15 protein-coding genes and 3 pseudogenes are annotated in these 18,899 nt (G+C 55.9%); 3 read left to right on the top strand and 15 right to left on the bottom strand.

The features are described from left to right. From AC1ECN_RS27480 to AC1ECN_RS27450, 7 genes and pseudogenes are all read right to left on the bottom strand, one after another. Positions 1-1,398, bottom strand: a 1,398-nt coding sequence (locus tag AC1ECN_RS27480; protein ID WP_477954738.1) for an ATP-binding protein, incomplete at its 3' end; no start/stop codon positions are given. After that, positions 1,395-3,281 carry a sigma-70 family RNA polymerase sigma factor gene (locus AC1ECN_RS27475; RefSeq protein ID WP_477954737.1) on the bottom strand — a complete coding sequence of 629 codons (1,887 nt, stop codon included), beginning with the start codon at positions 3,279-3,281 and terminating at the stop codon, positions 1,395-1,397. The genes AC1ECN_RS27480 and AC1ECN_RS27475, both read right to left, overlap by 4 nt. Before the next feature lie 129 nt (positions 3,282-3,410). Further along, on the bottom strand, positions 3,411-4,634 hold the full coding sequence (locus AC1ECN_RS27470) for a type II restriction endonuclease (RefSeq protein ID WP_477954735.1): 1,224 nt from the start codon (positions 4,632-4,634) through the stop codon (positions 3,411-3,413). Next, positions 4,631-5,089: a very short patch repair endonuclease gene (locus tag AC1ECN_RS27465; protein ID WP_477954733.1), complete on the bottom strand. Its 459-nt coding sequence runs from the start codon at positions 5,087-5,089 to the stop codon at positions 4,631-4,633. The genes AC1ECN_RS27470 and AC1ECN_RS27465 overlap by 4 nt, the downstream gene beginning before the upstream one ends. Next, positions 5,082-6,341 carry a DNA (cytosine-5-)-methyltransferase gene (dcm, locus tag AC1ECN_RS27460; protein WP_477954732.1) on the bottom strand — a complete coding sequence of 420 codons (1,260 nt, stop codon included), beginning with the start codon at positions 6,339-6,341 and terminating at the stop codon, positions 5,082-5,084. The genes AC1ECN_RS27465 and dcm overlap by 8 nt, the downstream gene beginning before the upstream one ends. 417 nt (positions 6,342-6,758) lie before the next feature. Then, on the bottom strand, positions 6,759-7,166 hold the full coding sequence (locus AC1ECN_RS27455; protein ID WP_477954742.1) for a hypothetical protein: 408 nt from the start codon (positions 7,164-7,166) through the stop codon (positions 6,759-6,761). Positions 7,167-7,176: 10 nt separating this feature from the next. Beyond that, positions 7,177-7,490 (bottom strand): annotated as a pseudogene (locus tag AC1ECN_RS27450) (DDE-type integrase/transposase/recombinase); the annotation flags it as partial. Between the two features lie 8 nt (positions 7,491-7,498). On the opposite strand from AC1ECN_RS27450, the pseudogene tnpC (AC1ECN_RS27445) reads away from it, so the two are divergent. The 3 genes and pseudogenes from tnpC (AC1ECN_RS27445) to AC1ECN_RS27435 form a co-directional block, all read left to right on the top strand. Beyond that, positions 7,499-8,731 (top strand): annotated as a pseudogene (gene tnpC / locus AC1ECN_RS27445) (IS66 family transposase); the annotation flags it as partial. Next, positions 8,728-9,339: a plasmid pRiA4b ORF-3 family protein gene (locus AC1ECN_RS27440; protein ID WP_477954730.1), complete on the top strand. Its 612-nt coding sequence runs from the start codon at positions 8,728-8,730 to the stop codon at positions 9,337-9,339. The pseudogene tnpC (AC1ECN_RS27445) and the gene AC1ECN_RS27440, both read left to right, overlap by 4 nt. A gap of 30 nt (positions 9,340-9,369) precedes the next feature. After that, positions 9,370-9,570: a hypothetical protein gene (locus AC1ECN_RS27435; protein WP_477954729.1), complete on the top strand. Its 201-nt coding sequence runs from the start codon at positions 9,370-9,372 to the stop codon at positions 9,568-9,570. Between the two features lie 94 nt (positions 9,571-9,664). Here the strand turns inward: AC1ECN_RS27435 and AC1ECN_RS27430 are convergent. From AC1ECN_RS27430 to AC1ECN_RS27395, 8 genes and pseudogenes are all read right to left on the bottom strand, one after another. Beyond that, positions 9,665-9,895, bottom strand: a pseudogene (locus AC1ECN_RS27430) (transposase); the annotation flags it as partial. A 43-nt stretch (positions 9,896-9,938) separates the two neighbouring features. Continuing rightward, the gene (locus AC1ECN_RS27425) at positions 9,939-10,625 is read right to left on the bottom strand and encodes a hypothetical protein (protein WP_477954728.1); all 687 of its coding nucleotides are present in this window, start codon (positions 10,623-10,625) and stop codon (positions 9,939-9,941) included. 18 nt (positions 10,626-10,643) lie between these two features. Further along, positions 10,644-11,978, bottom strand: a complete 1,335-nt coding sequence (locus tag AC1ECN_RS27420; protein ID WP_477954726.1) for an RNA-directed DNA polymerase — start codon at positions 11,976-11,978, stop codon at positions 10,644-10,646. 342 nt (positions 11,979-12,320) lie between these two features. Beyond that, positions 12,321-15,374: a toll/interleukin-1 receptor domain-containing protein gene (locus tag AC1ECN_RS27415; protein ID WP_477954724.1), complete on the bottom strand. Its 3,054-nt coding sequence runs from the start codon at positions 15,372-15,374 to the stop codon at positions 12,321-12,323. Positions 15,375-16,129: 755 nt separating this feature from the next. Beyond that, positions 16,130-16,426 carry a hypothetical protein gene (locus tag AC1ECN_RS27410; protein ID WP_477954740.1) on the bottom strand — a complete coding sequence of 99 codons (297 nt, stop codon included), beginning with the start codon at positions 16,424-16,426 and terminating at the stop codon, positions 16,130-16,132. Further along, on the bottom strand, positions 16,426-17,997 hold the full coding sequence (tnpC, locus tag AC1ECN_RS27405; protein WP_477954723.1) for an IS66 family transposase: 1,572 nt from the start codon (positions 17,995-17,997) through the stop codon (positions 16,426-16,428). The genes AC1ECN_RS27410 and tnpC (AC1ECN_RS27405) overlap by 1 nt, the downstream gene beginning before the upstream one ends. Next, entirely contained in the window at positions 17,939-18,316 is a 378-nt protein-coding gene (locus AC1ECN_RS27400) for a transposase (protein WP_477954721.1), read from the bottom strand. Before AC1ECN_RS27400 ends, tnpC (AC1ECN_RS27405) begins: the two co-directional genes overlap by 59 nt. Before the next feature lie 95 nt (positions 18,317-18,411). After that, a complete protein-coding gene (locus tag AC1ECN_RS27395; protein WP_477954719.1) occupies positions 18,412-18,816 on the bottom strand; it encodes a hypothetical protein in 405 nt (134 codons plus the stop codon). Positions 18,817-18,899 lie beyond the last annotated feature (83 nt).

Genomic DNA, 18,899 nt, shown 5'->3' with positions numbered 1-18,899 from the left:
GCTGACGAGATTATTGAATACCGTCTGCATGATGGATATCAGCTCATCCGGCGGCGTCCCCTCGAAACCGGTCTTCGGTGTGTCCTTCGCCTCGGCTGTATCAAGCCAGATTTGCTGGACCGGGACCGTTTCCTCTATGATCCGGAGCATTGCCAGGACGTCGGCGCGCAGCGGACCCGCCTGCTCGAGCACAGCAGCTACCGCTGTATGGTTTTCATCTATCCTGTATCGGATACCGCCAGACAGACGATCGGCGCGCCACGCGGGTGCGACAGGTCCGCCCCTGGCGCTCCGATCCGGTTTGCCGCGAAACGCAAAAACCTTCCGTGCCCGCTGGCGGACATCTTCGGCGAACAGGGACAGGCGGGGACGGGCCTCCAGTGGAGGTCGTGCTGTCGATTTTCGGATGTCGATCTTCCAGTCCTCATCGGCGCTGTTCGGGATATCCAGCTTGATCCGCGCAAGACGAAATGGCTCATCCTTCGTCCAGGAACGGCCGCGACCAAGTCCGAGCCAGTGCMCTGCTACGAGAAGGCGTTCGTTCCGATAGACGTAAAAGCCCTGCTGCGATGTCCAGCCATCGGGTCCGGCCGCATCGGCCCAGGTTTTCTCCGGGAGACGATCCTTGTGCGGAAGAACAAATCCCTCGACCGCTACTTCGTAACCATTGACAGAAAACCGGTCGCGACCGGAGCGCCACGTGTCTGCGCGTCCCTCGAGAAAAGGATCCCATGCCTGCACCGGTTTGCCGTTGATGTGGATCGCCAGCTTGCGCGAGACGATGTACCGATGAAAAACCATTGCCAGATGTTTCTCGATTACATCGATCAGCTCGAGAAAATCCTGTGACCTTGCGCCGCGCGGAGCAATGCGGTCCATGTTCTCCCAAAGCACGAGCGTGCCATGCTCGAGAGGTTCCAGATTTCCGAGGAGCCCGTCCGACCCCTGCGCCGGTCCCTCAAGAAGTGACCAGGAGCCGCTCCTGTCGTCGCGCAGGATATCGAGATCCCAGCGCAGGGTCCTGGTAACGCCATCTCTTCGTGACGCCACGGTAAGGCGACGCGCCTGCGAAAACGAGGCGGTTTTCAGACCGAGGCCGAACCGGCCGAGATCTCCACCACTGCGCTGTTCAAGCGGGCTTCTTTCACCGAGGCGCATGGCCCGGTCGAGAAGCACGTCATCCATTCCATCGCCGTTGTCGAGAATGGAAATGGCGCTCGAGGTACCGTTCCAGATGAACGTGAGGTCAACTGTCGTGGCATGGGCGGCAACGCTGTTGTCAATGATGTCAGCAAGCGCCGTGGCTGCAGAGTAGCCCAGGCCACGCAGGGCCTCGATCATAGCGCTGGCGCGCGGCGGCGCATTTCGCGCGCCTGTGATCCTGACAGGTTCGTTCAAAGGAACGCCTCCAGTTTTTTTGACCTGTTCGGGTGCCGGAGCACCCGCAAACCCTTCGCTTCGATCTGCCGGATGCGCTCCCTCGTCACGTCGAACTTTTCTCCGACCTCTTCGAGAGTGTGTTCCTCAACGCCTCCCATGCCGAAACGGAGACGAAGTACACGCTCCGTTCTCGCCGGCAACATCAAGAGCATTTCGCTGGTAAGGGAGCGCAGGTTTGCTAGGTCATGGCGGCGATCGGGGAGCGGGACACTGTCGTCGACCCGCGATCGCGAAACAGCAGGGAAGGGCGCGCCCGGGATAGCAAGAACATTTCTGATCTTACCCGGAGAAACCTCCAGTTCGCTCGCAATCTCTTCGACGGTCGCCTCGCGGCCGAGTCCGGCCTTCACTCGTTGCCGGATGCGTTCCGTCTTTCTGACAAACTCACCGATATGGACCGGGACGCGTACGAGGCGAGACTGGTCTTCGATGGCCCGCAGCATGGCCTGACGTATCCACCAAACCGCATATGATCCGAACCTGCTGCCCTTGGTGATGTCGAACTTTTCGACCGCCCGCATCAGCCCGATATTGCCCTCCTGAACGAGGTCTTCGATGGGTAATCCTCTTCTGCGGTATCGATACGCCAGCCAGGGCACCAGCTTCAAGCCTCCCTCCATGCCCCGGTCTCTGGCCCTGCGGTAGTTATCGAGCGCCAGTCTCAGACTTTCGAGGGATTGCCTGTCCGAAATCTTTTGCTCGAGCTCATCGAAGAGCTTTATAAAATCCCGCAGGAAGAGTTCTGCTGCTGTGGGGTCGCCGGTGCCCGTTTCGGACGTGACATCATCTCCGGTCTCGAAAACATCGCTCTCGTCATCAGTCTCCTCCGTAGCATCGTCCACAACCTCTTCGGTTGGCAGGAGTTTACCCTGCAGGGCGAGGGGAGTTATCTGGAGAAACCCGGTGAACGCATCTACGAGGCGCCCACGGGCTTCGGCAACCTTCCCGAAAATTCTGGCCTCGCGATCGGGGCTGAACGGTCCGAAGTCGGCAATCTCCAGCCTGTATTTTTCAGCTGTGTCCAGCCGGTCGGCGCACGTGTCGCGGAAAACGCCGAAAACCTCCTGGCAGAGATCGAGATCCCGACTTGCCGGTTCCGCATTGCTGATCCACTGGAACGGGTTGCCGGGACGGGCAGGGAAAACCCTGACGTTGGCCGCGGCGAGCAACTGCCGCAATTGACGGATATGCTCCGGCCTGGCCCGCGCCCATGCAGCAGTAACAGCATCGTCAGTAAGCCATCCCGCAGCGAGACCGCTGGCTATCATTGCATGGACCGTCTGCGGGATCGCAACGGTAGTTTTTTCCGTGGTGCTGGCGGGGAGGGAAATATCAGCGGTTTCCCAGTCGTCGCGTTCCCGGGTCACACGGTGTGACGCGATGGCAACCTGCAACGCAATGACATCTTCATCAGCGACACGGCCATCAGCAGGAGCGTGAAACTCTACCTCGGCCTCCCAGCCTTCGATGATCGCCTCGCCCGGATCAGCGCCTGGAGCGGCGTCAGTGACCCCAGGCGGCGACACGGCGATTCTGGCCTGGAGGCTGGAAGCGATAACATGATGGCCGTATCTTGTCGCCAGGTCGACGGCAGTGCATCCCTCAGCGTCGCTGAGGGAGACATCAGCGCCCTCGAGGACGAGCAATTCGCAAATGCCCGCCCGCCCGTTTGTCGCGGCTATCATCAGGGGTGTTCTGCCGTGAGCGTCCCGTCCGTTGATAGGTGCGTGTCGACGAAGATGAAGCAGGACCGATGCTTCCTCGCCCTTTATCAGGGCCAGACGAAACAGCGGAGAAATACTGGCGAGCGGAGATGACAGCTCGAGGACATGGCCATTCACCGGAAGCGTCCATCACTTCTTGCCGCCACCGTTCTATGCACCTGACTCCCCCGTTTATATGCCCCGACACATCTCTACATTGCAGAGATTAAAAAACAACGCCCGCAAGAGGTCGAAACTTGATCGACCTCAGATCCGGATCTGTCGACGTTTCACCAACCCAATAAAATCGCGGACGCTGATTAGCCAATCCCTTTGCGCCGGTCGAAACGAAGTCTGGATGCTTCTCGGGATGACCAGCTGAAGATGTTTCGTCCGCATCTCATCGGTCTGGTTTTCCGAGATGCCGGGTTCGAGTGTCAGCAAATGCTTGTCCGGTATTCGCTCGGCTTCAGAAAGCACCTGGCGCCAGCGATCCTTGAGTGTTGATTTCGATCCAAGCATCGTCAACCGCTCGGAAGGAAAGGTGAGGTCGCGATATTCACTCTGGCCAGGGAAAAGAAAATCCGGCTTGTTCCGGTTCTCTGTTTCAGCTCCCCTTACATAGGCAATCCCGTGATCGGTGAAGACGGCCTCAAGATGATTTTCAAGCGCTGAACCGGCGCGGGATTTTCGGCGGTTCTGGACGCTGAGAGAAAAGTTGAGAAATCCGTCGACGTCAGCGCCATCAGTCGCCTGAAATCCGCTGCTGATACGTTCGGCGACTATCCGTCTCTCCAGCCTGCGGAACAGCTGTTCCTCACGATCCATCCACGCCACGAGAGCGCCGTCAGCGTCGTCGCGAGCCGAGACATCTGGAAGTGACGTGCGGGCAAGATCGGAAAACTCTCTCGTTCTGGGAAATTTCAGCCCGAATGGCTCGATCAGATCGTCGAGCCTGTCAGCTTCCGGCTCTTCAAGTTCGAGCCCGAGCTCGTCGAGAATATAACGCGCCGCGAAGTCGAGTTCGGCGTCGTTGTTGCCTTCGATCTGCTGGAACGTGAACTGGAACTCCGGCTGGTCTTCAAGGCCGAACAGCCAGACAAGCTGGTTCTGGATAGTTGTGCCAGACGGGGTCACAATAACCATTGCCGATGCGTCCCGGCATATGGCCAGAAAGAATACGTCACCGGCGGACATCATGCCGGTGATCTCATTCCCGTAGTAGTAAAGGCGATATTCGGTGCGGTTGGGGTGGCTTCTCCTTGCATCATACCAACTGACCATGCCCTCGACGGTGATGGCTTCCTGCTCTTCACCCAGCCAGATGAAGCGGGTGGGTATGTTTTTTCGGTCCGCATCACCCAGCAGGTGTCGCAGCGAAGCCGATCCATTGAATTCATGCTGATTGGACGTTGCAGGAGTTGTCTCGACGGCGCTGAGCCGCTTGACGACGATCCCCTCAAAATAGTCTGAAAGGGATCCTCTCTTCATGCGTCCCGCCCCCGGATTTCCATTCTTGGCACGTCGGTCCTGAGCCAGAGGGCGCACTCTGCAATCAGCTCTTCCAACGGAAGCCTTGTTCGCCCTTTCATTGCACACTCCCACACAATGCACTGACGCCAGCCATCCTGTGCAAGAAGGGCTTCCGAGCGGACATCGACCTCCCTGTTACGGTTGATCTTGGCAAGCCAGAAGTCCGGACGGCTCGATGGCCATTTGAAGAGATGACAGTCATGGCCGTGCCAGAAGCATCCGTGGGCAAATATCACCGCCCGATATTTGGGAAACACAAGATCCGGTTTCCCGGGCAGGCGCTTGTCATGCAGACGGAAGCGGAAACCGAGGCCGTGAAGCCCACGCCTCAGTATCATCTCCGGTTTTGTGTTCTTGCCCCGGATACCGGACATCATCCGGCTTCTGATTTCGGGAGAAACGGTATCAGCCATTCGCAGTCATTTGCACCCTGTCGGGTCTCGTCACAGAACGAATAGCCTCGATGACCGCCGGCTCCTGCTCAGCCTTTCGCAGTGCCGCCATGATGTGCTTTTCCATGGCCTGCGCGACAAATTCCACGACTGGTACCACAACAGCGTTTCCGAACTGCCGGTACGCCTGGGTGTCAGAAACTGCGATCTTGAAACGCCGGTCGCCCCGATCAAAACCCATCAATCGGGCACATTCGAGTGGGGTCAGGCGCCGCGGTCTTTTCCCCGGCTGCTCGACCAGAACTTCTGAACCATCCTTGTAGTAGCGCGCCGAAAGTGTCCGGGTGACGTCATTTGGCCCGAAGAGGCTGAAGCCGAACCCGTTGCCTTTGGACTGATGTTTGGCCTTGTAGTTCTGGAGATACTCCCAGAGCCGGGGTGTCAGCGTATATTTCGGGTGGACTTCCTCGTGCGGCTCAAGAATGCTGCCCAGTTTGGGGCCATTCTTCGGGTCCGGGATAACAAGCGAGCTGAAATCGAAATCTGTCGGCTCCCTGAAACCGACAATAAATACCCGCTCACGCTTCTGCGGAACCCACGATTCCGAGCTGATCACCCTGTGCTGGACGTGATAGCCGAGCTCATTGGTGAGGACGTTCATGATCGTCGCAAAGGTGCGCCCGCCATCATGGCTTTCCAGGTTTTTGACGTTTTCCAGGACGAAAGCCGCAGGCCGGTGATGTGCGATGATCTGCGCCGTATCGAAAAACAGTGTACCCTGCGTATCGCATAGGAAGCCGTGGGGGCGTCCAAGCGCGTTTTTCTTTGAAACACCGGCAATTGAAAATGGCTGGCACGGAAAGCCTGCGAGCAGGACGTCATGCTCCGGGATCTTTCCCGGATCCTGCGAGAACTCGCGAATGTCACCACCGATCTGGTGATTGTCACGATAGTTCAGGGCGTAGGTTTTCTGGCTGTGCGGATCCCATTCAGATGTGAAGGCGCAATGACCGCCGATGCTTTCGAAGCCCAGACGTAAGCCACCGATACCAGCAAACAGATCGATGAAACGAAACCGTGTCGGGGGCTCCTTTACTCCTTGTTGCGCAATTCTCTCGAGTGCCTTGATCTCAAGACGGCGAGGCTGGCTTTCACCATCCTCATACCGTCTGGCCGTTCTCAGTGACACGTCCAGTAACTCAGCTGCCTGCGCAACGGTCATTCCCGCCTTTTCCCGAAGAGCCGTAAATTCCGTCCGGGTATTGTGGCGCATGCTGTCCTCGAATCGCTGCTGGGTCATTTTTTGACAAAATGACAGGAAAATCCCTAGCGATCAATCCATGTTCTTATTATGTTCTTACCGACGGATCGGTTGATGTACAGATTATTTTCGGGTCGCCGCGACGGTGGCGGCTCCAGACGGGACGGCCCATGCGGGGCCAGTCGGTCCCGCCACCCTTTCGGTCGCTGCGCTGAGGCTCCTGCGGCTGGCCGGTAACCGCTTGTTCCGTGTCGAGAACTCCCGAAATCCCGCCGGGGGGCGGCGCTATGCTGATTTCTCCTGTATTCTTCAATGTTTCTTTCGCGGCGTTATGCGGCGGAGGCTGCGCTGGCTATTCATATTTCGACCGGTATCTTTCTTCAGGCGCCTGCCAATGTTCGATGAAATCCAGTGGATCCACGTTTCCCATCATCGCAGCTCCAGCCGCTCTGTCAGACGTTGGCGGCGCTCTTCATCGACACCTCCCAACCGCGCCCCCGCATCCGCGAAAAAGCGTTCGACGGTCATCGCCTTGCCCCACTTCTCGATGGTCTCAGCAAGCTGCTGCCGACTGTCGGTAAGAGCCTGAGCGACCCTTCGGGCATCCTCCCGCCGTTCGTAGCTTTCCCACTCCTCCTGCCGCTCCTTTCTCCTCTTCGCCTCGGCCTCGTCCTCGGCTGTCATGAGGCGTTGAAGTTTGTCCGTGGACGCTCGCAATGTCTCGACAATTTTCGGAATGATGCTGACCAGCGATTCCTGCTGCGTGCCCTGCCAGCTGACAGACCAGTCGATGCCATTCTTTGGTGAGTAGGCAATGATGAAGCGGCCCGAAGGCATATCCTGCTCTGTCGTCTGCCCGGTTATTCAGGCCCTTATGCGAGCGATGCTCGACACTGGGCATGATTTCTCTTCTGGCGGCATCGTAGGATCTGAGCTTGTCGGTGATCATGACACGTGGCGTGACGCACTGCCCTTCAGTAGCTTTCGCATCAGCCGAAGTGCGGCCGTCTTGTCCCGGCGGCTCTGGATCAAAACATCGAGAACATAACCATCAGCGTCGACGGCCCGCCCACTTGTCGGCAAACTTCCCCTGGATCGACATCGGATGGAACGGGCATATTCTCGGCCGAACTTGGCAGCCCATTCCGCTACAGTCTGGAAGATGCCGCTGTGGCTCGGCCAGGCTGGCAAAACTCGGTGAGGACATCACCGAGACATTGGAAGTGATCCCGCGCCAGTGGAAGGTCATCCAGACGGTGCGCGAGAAGTTCTCGTGCCGGGAATGTGAGAAGATCGCCCAGCCGCCGGCACCTTTCCACGCGACGCCGCGCGGCTTTGCCGGACCAAACCTCTTGGCGATGATCCTGTTTGAGAAGTTCGGTCAGCATCAGCCGCTGAACCGGCAGAGTGAACGCTATGCCCGTGAAGGCATCGACCTCAGCCTCTCGACGCTTGCCGACCAGGTTGGCGCTTGCACAGCGGTCTTGAAGCCCTTGCACGGATTGATCGAGGCGCATGTGCTTGCTGCCGAGCGTCTACATGGCGATGACACGACCGTGCCGATCCTGGCGAAGGGCAAGGCCGATACCGGGCGGATTTGGACCTATGTCAGGGACGATCGGCCGTTCGGCGGAACGTCGCCACCGGCAGCCCTCTACTATGCCTCCCGCGATCGGCGACAGGAACATCCCGAGCGCCACCTCAAGAACTTCACCGGCATTCTGCAGGCGGATGCCTATGGCGGCTACAACCCACTCTTCAAAATGGACCGTGATTCCGGTCCGCTGACCCAGGCATTGTGCTGGGCGCATTCGCGTCGCAAGTTCTTCGTGCTTGCCGACATCGCCACCAACGCCAAACGCGGCAAGAACGCCACGCCGATCTCGCCGGTGGCGCTCGAGGCCGTGAAACGGATCGATGCCCTGTTCGATATTGAGCGTGACATCAATCGTCTCGCTGCAAGTGAAAGACTGGCGCGACGTCAGCAGGACAGCCGTCGTCTCGTCGAAGAGCTTGAGGCCTGGATGCGGGCCGAGCGGACAAAGCTGTCGCGCAGCTCGCCCGTCGCCGAGCCGATCGACTACATGCTAAAGCGCTGGGAGGGCTTTACCTCCTTCCTGGGCGACGGTCGGATTTGCCTGACCAACAATGCCGCCGAACGCGCTCGGCGCGGCTTTGCGCTCGGCAGGAAATCGTGGTTGTTCGCAGGCTCCGATCGCGGCGCTGATCGTGCTGCCTTCATGGCAACGTTGATCACGACGGCCAAGCTCAACGACATTGATCCTCAGGCCTGGCTGGCCGATGTTCTCGCTCGTATCGCTGACATGCCGATGACACAGCTTGCGGACCTGCTCCCTTGGAATTGGACAGGTCTGCGTCCTACGATGGCGTTGGCATCATGACCGTCGATCGCATCGCTCGACTACATATCCAACTCGACGATATCGAGCCTTCGATCTGGCGCAGGGTCGAGGTTCCCCTCACGATGAGCTTGAAGGGGCTTCACGATGTCATTCAGGCGGTGATGCTGTTCGAGGATTATCATCTGTTCGAGTTCGAGGCTTGTGGCCGGTGTTACGATGTGCCGGATCCAGAAGACCTCTATGAGCGAAAAACCTTTGCGGCTCGCAACATCCGCATCGGGGCGCTTATCGAGCGTGGGATCGCGACCTTCAAATACACCTATGACTTCGGCGATAACTGGCGGCACACCATCACGGTCGAGGAATTAGAGGATGGTAGTCCGGGGATCGAATATCCGCGCTTTGTTGATGGTCAGCGCAGAGCGCCACCGGAAGATGTTGGTAGCACCTCGGGGTTCGAGGAATTCCTCAACGTCATGGCGAAGCCACGACATGCGCAGCATCGAGAGTTTGTGCATTGGTATGGTGGCCGCTTCGACCCCGTCGATATAAGCGTCGATATCGTTCAAGACCGTGTTGCTAGACTTGCCCGCCGTCGGACGCTTGGAAAGGCTGGCTTTGCGAAGAGCCAAAACCAGCAGCACTGACCAAATCTGAAAAACACAGATCGAGGCATCATGGGTTATCGCAACTCCGCCCTGTACACCTTGAAATACGTGGCAACGATGCTCAATGAGGACGAAGACTTCTTGCGGGAATGCTCGATTGAGATGTTCTCCGAAGATGGCTGCGTGTCTGCATATGACGACTATCCAGCCTCAGAGCGCAGCGAGCACATTGTCTTGTTTACCGAAGTCGGCATCGAAAACCTTCAATAAATTATCCGCAATCTTCGCGGAGACGCCAACCCGCCATCGAAGCTCGTTGCAGAACGAAACCGTAAGAAGCCGAGGCTACTGCGGCCCTGACCGGATGGTTACACATCGCATCCGCCAGAAGCCGCTTCAGCTTCGTGTTCTCGTCCTCAAGCGTCTTCAGCCGCTTGGCCTCGGACACCTCCATGCCGCCGAACTTGGCCTTCCATTTATAGATGCTGGCATCGCTGACGCCATGCTTGCGGCAAAGCTCCGAGACCGGCGTGCCTGCCTCGTGCTCCTTCAATATGCCGATGATCTGTTCGTCTGTGAAACGATTGCGCTTCATCCTCTGGTCCTCTCAAATGGGCCAGAGCTTACTTCAAAATGGATTATTTCAACGGGGCAAGGTCACTGAGCCTGCGGGCAGTAGTGCGATTGGTAGAAATGACAAAATCGTATCGAGAAGCCTCAATTTGGGCAAGGATCGCGCCGCCTATTGTTGCCAGAACCGAGGTCAGCGCTACAAAATCGAAACCCAGACCGAACAGGTCTTTGTTCGCCACTCCTACGGCCGCCGTAACAACTGCGGCCAGCAATGAGAGAGCGAATTCGCTACGTCGCAGCCTCCGCGCTATGGGAACGTAATGTGTAGCATTTTCTTCATAATAGGCGACTTGTTTGCGCACCCGGCGATCGATGTATTCGGATGGAGAAGCAAAGGGCGCTGTGGGCGCGGATGCCGCCGTTTGTTTTGTCTCGAGCACGCCCAACAGGTCTTCGATTTCCTCAGCAATTTTTTCGCATTCCTCGTCGAAACGTAAATCGGCGGTCCGTGAGCCATCATATGGATCCGCGGATGCCGCATAGGTGTATATTGCGCCCTTGAGCGCTTCCGAAGCTGCTCGGATCTTGGTCCACTCTGTGAATTGTGCGCCACCAAGCAATCGCGAGTTCAGAAAGCTTTCTTTCGGCTCCAGATCGGGTCCTGAAGGTCGATTCCCACAACTTGCGCTGTAGATGCGAGGTCGTTGTCTTTTTAATAATCTGCACGCCGCCTTAAGGAGGTTGAGGGCCAACCGATATGGCAAATCCGGTCAAGTACGCAGCCCATAGGTGATCGGATCATCCGTCTCGCTTCCCAACTGGCTGTGTTGMTTGTCTGGTGCCATAGCTAACTTTCTTAACGCAGCCCGACGACACCACCCATGTGGGGAATGCTGGTACCGCTCTGCGATTGAACGAGCGACAGGCTCAGTTCCTAGACATTCGATGGCAAGCCGATGAAGATATCCGTCGTCGGCGCCTTCGCCTTTTTGCAAAAATGCCGTGGCCCTTGAGGCGCCGGCGGCGCTACCACGAATGAGCACAAAGCCCTTTAAGCGTGAAAATGGGTGAGATGTATCATCTAGTAGCACTTCCGAGACGCTTCCAAGAACGCGATCCCAATCGGTGCGCGTTCTTCCACGAAGCATCGTCTTCACCGCGCTAACAAAAAAGGCTGTATGGTGTGGCTGCTCGGCGACGAACCGTGCCGCAAGCTGAATGTGACGCTTATCGCGGAGAAACACGGCGGATCGCATCCACTGTTGTATGGCGCCCGCTGAGTGAGATTCCATCGCGGCTAGAAATAATTCATCACATCCCACCTTCCTCAATGAGCTCCTCTCGGAGCCGCGGTGGTGGTTATTTCGCGGGGGAGAATCTGACTCGTCCAACGGAGACTCTTGCTCACCTCCAGAGGGCCCGTGTCTCGTGTCCAAATTACCGGATCCGGCAATTTCAGAACTATCCGCCGGATAACCTACTTTCTTGCGAACGATCTTTGTCTTTGTAGAATTTATTGCCAATCCGATATCGCCGAGGGCTTCAGTAACCGCGCCGAGTGCATCGTGTGCTTCATTCTGACTGGAGCAAAAGAACACAAAGTCATCTGAGAACCTGCAATATTGGAATCCGCTACGCAACAATTTTTGATCAACTGGAATTAGTACGGCTTCCGCAAGCAAGCTGGACGCGAGAGAACCGACAAGAAGGCCGCTGTCAACGGTTGAACTCCAGTATCGTACAATATTCATCAAGTATTCTGCTATGATTTCCTGGCGAGTGATACACGATAAAATTCTCTCTAAATTGCCAAGTGATACACTTTTATAAAATTCTTTGATATCAACTTTCAGAATATACTCAGACATAATTGCGCGATCTGAATATATCGCATGTTGCCGAAACGCCTGATGGCTTTGAACACCGCCGACCAAATCGATGTTTTCAAGATTCACTCGATATGAAAACACAACGTTTTGGTCCAGGCGGGGCCGGAACGATTCATATTCACGCGCAAGCTGCACTGAAAGTGAATTGTAAACCAAAAGATCGCCGAGTTCGAAAATAGAATATTGACGCATGCCGGGCGCAATAGGCTTTGGCACGGGGAGTAATTCCGGAACCCCAAAGCGATCGGCTGAAAAGCCGGATTTGATGATATCAAGTGTTTTGTCCGCGAGGGCACACCTTAGTCGATCATTTCCGCGGATTATGCCTACCTCAAAGGGCTGGGGCAAATGATAGAGAGTTTCTACTGGAGAAACAGGTATACATGCTCGCACAGAGTCTTCTAGTAAGTAGTCAACATTCGCAAACGAATTACCTCTCAAGACTAGGTTAAAGCTAGCCGCTAATCCTGTTGAAAGAAGACCAGTTATGAATTGCCTCCGAGAAATACATCCACTAGTCAACATCGACTCATCCTCCCTTTTTGTCATATGTCGGAATTACTGCAGAAGTTTCCTTGCTCGATTGATCAATTCCTGCCCATCTGGAACAGAGAGCGTCCAGACCCTCGCATTGTCGGCTTGTCCGCCGACGACGGCCCGGTTGCCGTCTGGGCTAAATGCCGCGGAGAAGATATCCCGATGGTGCCCGGTCAGAATCGCAAGCTCGCGCCCAGTTTGGACATCCCAAACACGTGCAGTTCGATCGGCGGAACTAGTAATGATCTGTGTTCCAGTCCTATTGAACGCCGCCGAGTAGAGCCCACCCTTATGGCCCCTTAAGGTCCGGACTAAAAGTCTGCTTGGAAATTCCCAGATAGCAGCGGTGCCGTCGCTTGATGCTGTCACTAGTTTCTTGCCATCTGGACTAAAAGCAACGGCGTATACAGCGTCAACATGCGTTTGCGGCAAAGGTTCTAGTTCACGCTTGGTTTGAACATCCCAGAAGCGGACTAGCGTCTGATATGATGAGGCCGCGAGAACGCTGCCGTTCGGGCTGAAATCAACAGAGAGGACTCCTTGGTCGAAACTTCCCAACGTAACGATGGGTTCTCCCGTTACTGGGTTCCACAGCCGAACCGTTCTATCATAGGAGCCTGTGGCAACAATCTGCTGCGTAGGCGCAAACTTTACCGCTGTGACCGTTTCAGTGTGGCCTACCAACTGAGAGATGATATGGCCGTCAGCGGTATCTCTTACTTGCGCGGTATGATCTGATGAACCGTTAGCAATCTGTCGCCCATCCGAGCTAAAGGCGAGCCCTCGAACAGGAGCGGAAGCGCTTTGTTCCCAAATTTGAGCTCCAGTGTTGGCATTCCAAAGCTTGATTGCACGATCCTTAGAGGTGGTGCAGAGCAATGCACCATCGGGGGAAACGGCGACCGAGGTTACATCATTGTTGTGTTTCAGCACTATGTCGCTTTCCCCTGAAGCCGCTATTACGGCTTGTCGCAACGCATCCAGTGCCTCGGGGGCAAATTGCCGTTTTGGGTTAGAAAGATCGTCTGGTAGAGCCTGAAGAGCGAGACGGAGAGCTGCTATGGGATTGCCGACCTCAGTCTCTCTTAGCGATTGGCCAGCCAATGCAAGAGACTCTGAACGTTGGGCCTCATTTCGTTGCTCAATTGATATTAAATAGAAATAACCCGTCGCTGCAGCTAGTAAGCCAAGGATAAGCGCTGTCGTCAGGGATGCGTAAGTTGTCCACGCGCGTAAGCGATCGCGTCTATGTCTATCCTTCTCCGCAAGGAGAAAAATCTCGCCACTATCTGTAACATATTCGCTCTCAACAGTGGTGAGCCAGCCATTGTGCTGGACCTTCAGTGATGCGTAGCGATCATAGTCTGCGCGATTGGCGAGTGTCTTAGGCTTTTCGACTGCCGGTGCAGCGACCCAATTCGCTACGCTGTCCATCAGGCTTCCGAGGCGTCGAACTGCAAGAGAGGTATCCTTGCCACCGAGCTGATTCTGCAGCCAAACCCACTGAGTAATTAGCGCCTCATGTGCAGGTTCAACCGACTCTCCTTCTGTAGTCACCAGCAGACGGGCGCAGGCGCTGCTTGTCAGCTTCCGGGCGAGATTTGCTCGCACCTCGTCGAGGTCTGCAAGACGTGCCGCACGGCGCGTTGCACCTCCAGTATCACCGAGCCGGATCAAGCGGACAAACAGAGGAACAAGTAGATTCTGCTCTTGAACAGACAGCTTTGTTTCGCGAACATTATCGGCTTCGTAAGCAAGAGCGCCGGCAATTCCGTTGACCTTCTGGTACGCCTCAAGCAGTCCCCCCGCCTCCTGACGACGGCGCCATATTGCATGTAGCGCCATTTGCACTAAGGCTAGGTCCCCCGGTTGATCCATCATGTCGCGCTGGAAAGCGCTAGCCAGAGCATTGATTTCATCAACATTTGTGTGGCCGGCCATTTCTAGCGGTCGACTTACCACCTTGACGAGGCCTTCATTGCTGATGCCGCGCAATCTGTAGACGGCGCCGTTGCCCTCCTCCCCCAACCGTTGCCAAAGACGGGTATGTCCACTGAGGAGATTGAAATAGTCTGAACGGATTGTCAGCAAAGCATGGAACCCCCAATCGGCTAACGCAAGAAGCAAGTCTATGAACGGTTGACGGGCCTCTTCCGGCGCCAGTGTAAGTAATTCTTCAAATTGATCGACGTACAACAGTGACTGCGTCTTTTTCGGATCGAGGTCGCAACGAATTGCGTGAGCCGTTTCATATGGCTGGTTCAGATCAACGCGCTCGCGTAACCTGCGGCGATGTTCGGAGTCTAAGTTCAGTAGTCGTGCCGCAGCGTCGATCCCGTCCTTCAAACCAATCAATGGATCGGCGCCAGGCCTCATTATGACTACGTGGCGGATTCGATCATCGGGCTCACGACCACCTAATTCCTCAAGGGCTCCACCCCGGAACCGAGGGACCAATCCAGCCTGAACGAGAGACGATTTACCTGCTCCACTCTCGGCCACAATTGCCACTAGGTTGTAGCGGCGCAAAAGCGTGACGACTTGTTCCGTCTCCTTCTCGCGCCCAAAAAACCTATCCGCCCAATCCTCAGTCATTGAGCGGAGGCCGATAAAGGGCTGATCCGTTGCATCGAAGCGACGCTTTTCTGGGCCAGCAACGATGGTGGTTAGTAATTTGGCGAATTCCTGTTGATCATTGAGCGGGTCCCGGACGCTTTGGTGCTGTGCCACAAATGGCGGAAGAGATTTGGACCCGGAGGCGTCTGCTGCCAAAATTGGAATGAACGGGATGGCATTTTCACCAGTCGCTCGCGAGAGCCCAAGGCTTACTTCGCGTTCGACCCAGTTCACCACCCCCCTAGAGCCAACGTAAACAGCAAAGGCCGTCGCACGCTTGCTTATCGCGTCCGCTAATTCACGCTGCCATATGTCGCCCGGATTTAAGTCATCCTTGTCGAACCAGACAGTCAAGCCGGCGGTCTTCGCCGCTTCCGAGGCAAGGATCCTGCGTTTGAGTTCGCTAGCAGCTTCTGTATCTGCTCCAGAGTGACTCAAGAATAAGCACGGCTGAGGCATTTTAGCTCAATCCGACTGATCATTTGAATTCATTAAGGTTCACTATTACTCTGTCTATAGAGGCTGTATGCTAGTGATAACGTTGTGCGTGTATACCTATATCTGTGGAAACAGACGAATTGTCGACAGACGGTGCCGGAGCATCCCGCAAGTTCCTCTATTGCTCTGATGCAGACAGGAAGCCATCTATTCATTACTATTATTTCCGAGTTTGTACCTCTGAAAGAATACATCAACAGGTTGTTGCTGGCAATCCAATTTGAATTTATGTGGAGTTATTTCTGGCTAGACGAATTACATTTTGTAGGGTCCACGGTCTTGCAGGGATATTAAGATGCCACGACGAAATGCTAGTCTGACGAGCCAGCGCTACGGATCCATAATCCTTACACTGGCGAGGGGCGATTAAGGGCCTCTTGCCGCATGGTCCCTCGGGACGTGCTGGTGACCACATTCTGAAGCAGGCCGGCTCGCAGAGCAGGGCAACTGTGCCACCAGGGCTCGACGGACATGGTTGCCAAGCGCTACGGCCTGCAAGACCGTATTGGCGGCACGGCAGGTATCTCGCAAAATAAATAGATGATGAGACTTGAAATTGTAAGTCTCGGTACGATCAGGCCCCCCGCAACCAAATTCCTCTTTAAACATTAGCACCAGAGCGTTATCGCTGAGGCCGCGCCAGACGACCGTATTTCCCGGTGGCGGTCTGATGTTTCGGGCGCTGTGCGCGCGAGCATTGTGTAACCGCCCGATTGCTACCGCGGCGATTTTGCTTTGATGCGAGCGACGAGCAGCTCGTCGTCAACAAAGCTGTCGAGGAAGTCGTTCCATTCTTGGGATGTGCGGCGGGCATCTTTGAGCATCTGCTCCAATTCGTCCATGYCGTCGTCCGTCAGTGCGGTCACGGATTCGTCGTCTCCGGTGTACACGGAGATGATGCTGCCGTAGCTCAGATTATCATCGTTGGAGACGATTGCCTGAAGAAGTTCCGGGTCCTCTTCGAGAATTTCGGCAACAAATTTGATCGTACGGACGTAGGTGACTGTCGCCATCAGGCTGCCTTTGCGTCGATTGCGGTGATCGTCGACCAGTTCCACGGAAGGAGTTCGTCGAGTCGATTGATCTTGTGATCGTGGATGCGATCGAGCACGTCAGTCAGATAGGCTTGCGGGTCAAGACCATTCATCTTTGCCGTCTCGATGATCGTCATGGCGCGTGCCAAGGTCTCCGCTCCCGTATCGGCTCCCGCGAAGAGCCAGTTCCGTCTTCCCACGCCTATCGGACGTAGTGCCCGCTCGGCGGCATTGTTGTCGATCGCGACACGGCCGTCTTCGAGGAACAGACAGAGTGAAGACCATCGGCTCAAACCGTAGCGGAAAGCTGTCGCCAGATCGCCTTTGCCCGGAATGCGCGTTAGTTGAGCTTCAGCCCAGTGGCGGAATGCATCGACCTTAGGCTTGCTCTGGGTCTGACGCGCGGCAAGCCGGATCTCAGGAGGCTGGCCGTTGATGCCTCGCTCGATGTCGTAAAGCGCTCCGATGCGATCGAGAGCCTCTCGCGCAATCTCGGACTTGTTTGATGTCCAGATATCGTGGAAGTCTCGTCGCCAATGAGCCCAGCAGGCGGCTTCCTTGAAGCGAGATTCTCCCTTTTCTCCAGGCGAGTATAGCTTGCCATATCCTTTGTAGCCGTCAGCCTGAAGGATGCCGCTTGATTGCTTGAGGTGGCGGTGGACGTGCTCTTCTTTCCAGTCAGGAGCAAAATAGTAGACTGCACCGGGCGGGGAACTGCCTGCCCATGGACGCTGATCGCGGACATACGTCCAGATCCTGCCCTTCTTCACACCCTTGCCCAACCCCTTGTCTCGCAGCGAGCGATCCAGCACCCTGATCGGGGTGTCGTCCGCATGAAGCAGGTCACTTGCCATGACCGCCGTTTCGATCCGCTCGATGAGAGGCTGCAGAACCTGCATGGCGCGACCACACCAATCAACCATCGTGCTGTCGGGAATGTCGGCGCCCATGCGGGCGAAGATCTCGTTCAGACGGTACAGTGGCAAATGGTCGTCGAACTTCGAGACCAGAATGTACGCCAAGAGACCAGTGCCAGCCATGCTGCCCGGTATCGGGCGGCTGGGCGCTGCCACCTGCACCATTTTCTCGCAGCAGCGGCAGGACTTCTTCAGTCGAGCAACTTCGATGACTTTCATCTGCGCGGCGATCATGTCGAGGATTTCGCTGACGTCCTCACCGACAAGACGCAATTCACCTCCGCATTCCGGGCAGCAGGAGCCAGGATCGAGCTCTCGGCGCTCGCGAACCGCCTTGTCCGAGACGCGTGGGCGCCGGCGCATGATCTTTTCAGAGGTATCCGCCAAGGGAACAACAGACGCCGCCTCATCAGGTTCATCGATTGGCGCCGTACTGCCTTCAGCGGCGGCGATCAACAGATCCTCAAGCGCCAGTTCCAACTGCTCGATTTCACGCTCAATCTTTTCGGAGGACTTGCCGAAGACCTGTTTCTTCAGCTTGGCAATGCGCAGCCGCAGCGTTTGGATTAACTGATCATGCGCTTGCAATGTGGCCGACATCTTCGCGTTTTCCGCCTGCAAAGCGGCAATCATTGCCTTGAGAAAGGCTGGATCGTCCGGAAGATTTGTCGTCTAGCTCGATCATCCCGCAGCAGCTCTCCCTGAGTTCAGGGACATCGGTCTGCACGGCATTCATATCGACTGGAATGAACAATGCATTCGCAGATGCCGACAAAAGCCCCTTCTTTTTGAGCTCGCTACGCCAGGCGTATATCTGCTGCCGCGTTAAATCGTGACGATGAGCAACCTCTGTGATCGTGGCTCCAGCAACCCCAACCGACATGACAATCGCAAGCTTGTCTTCTTCGCGCCACCGCCGTCGACGTTCCTGCCCAAGAATTTCAACACGCATCGCAATCCTCGCCTAAGACACGTCGCTAACGACGTCGTTAAACACGTCTCTTAGGCCATCAAGACGTTAGGCGGCAGGCGGTGCCAATCGGGCGGTTACAGCATTGTCAACCACAGCACTCTCCATCTCATGATGCAAAACACGGCGACGAGGTTTGCCAGTCGATCGGCCGTTCGTAGTCTTGCATCTTCAGCCCGGCAACCGGACTTGAGGATCTTATGGAAGACCTCAATCTTCCAGCGCATCAGGTACCATTTGATTTTTTCGACTGCCTCCTCGCAGCTATGCACCTCAAGATTCGTCAATAGCTTCCACTCGATGCGCTTGCGGCCGGCCGGAGGATTGGGCTCTACCGCGTGGATGACGGTAAGGTCCAAAGCTGGGTATCGCTTCTTCTTGCCGATGGGCGGCAGCACTCGGATCCGTTTGAATCGGATGTCCAGGTGGACTTTGGTGACCTCATCGACCTTAAGAGAATTAGGAGCTCGATACAGAATCACAAGTGATTCTTTGAGCGAAAGCTTTTCGTAAACGAGTCAGCTACTTATGGGTAATTGCAAGCTTCACCGGATGCTTATGAAAT

The organism is Rhizobium sp. 01N447_2 (assembly GCF_056399245.1).
This window is presented reverse-complemented; position numbering and strand designations above follow the sequence as displayed.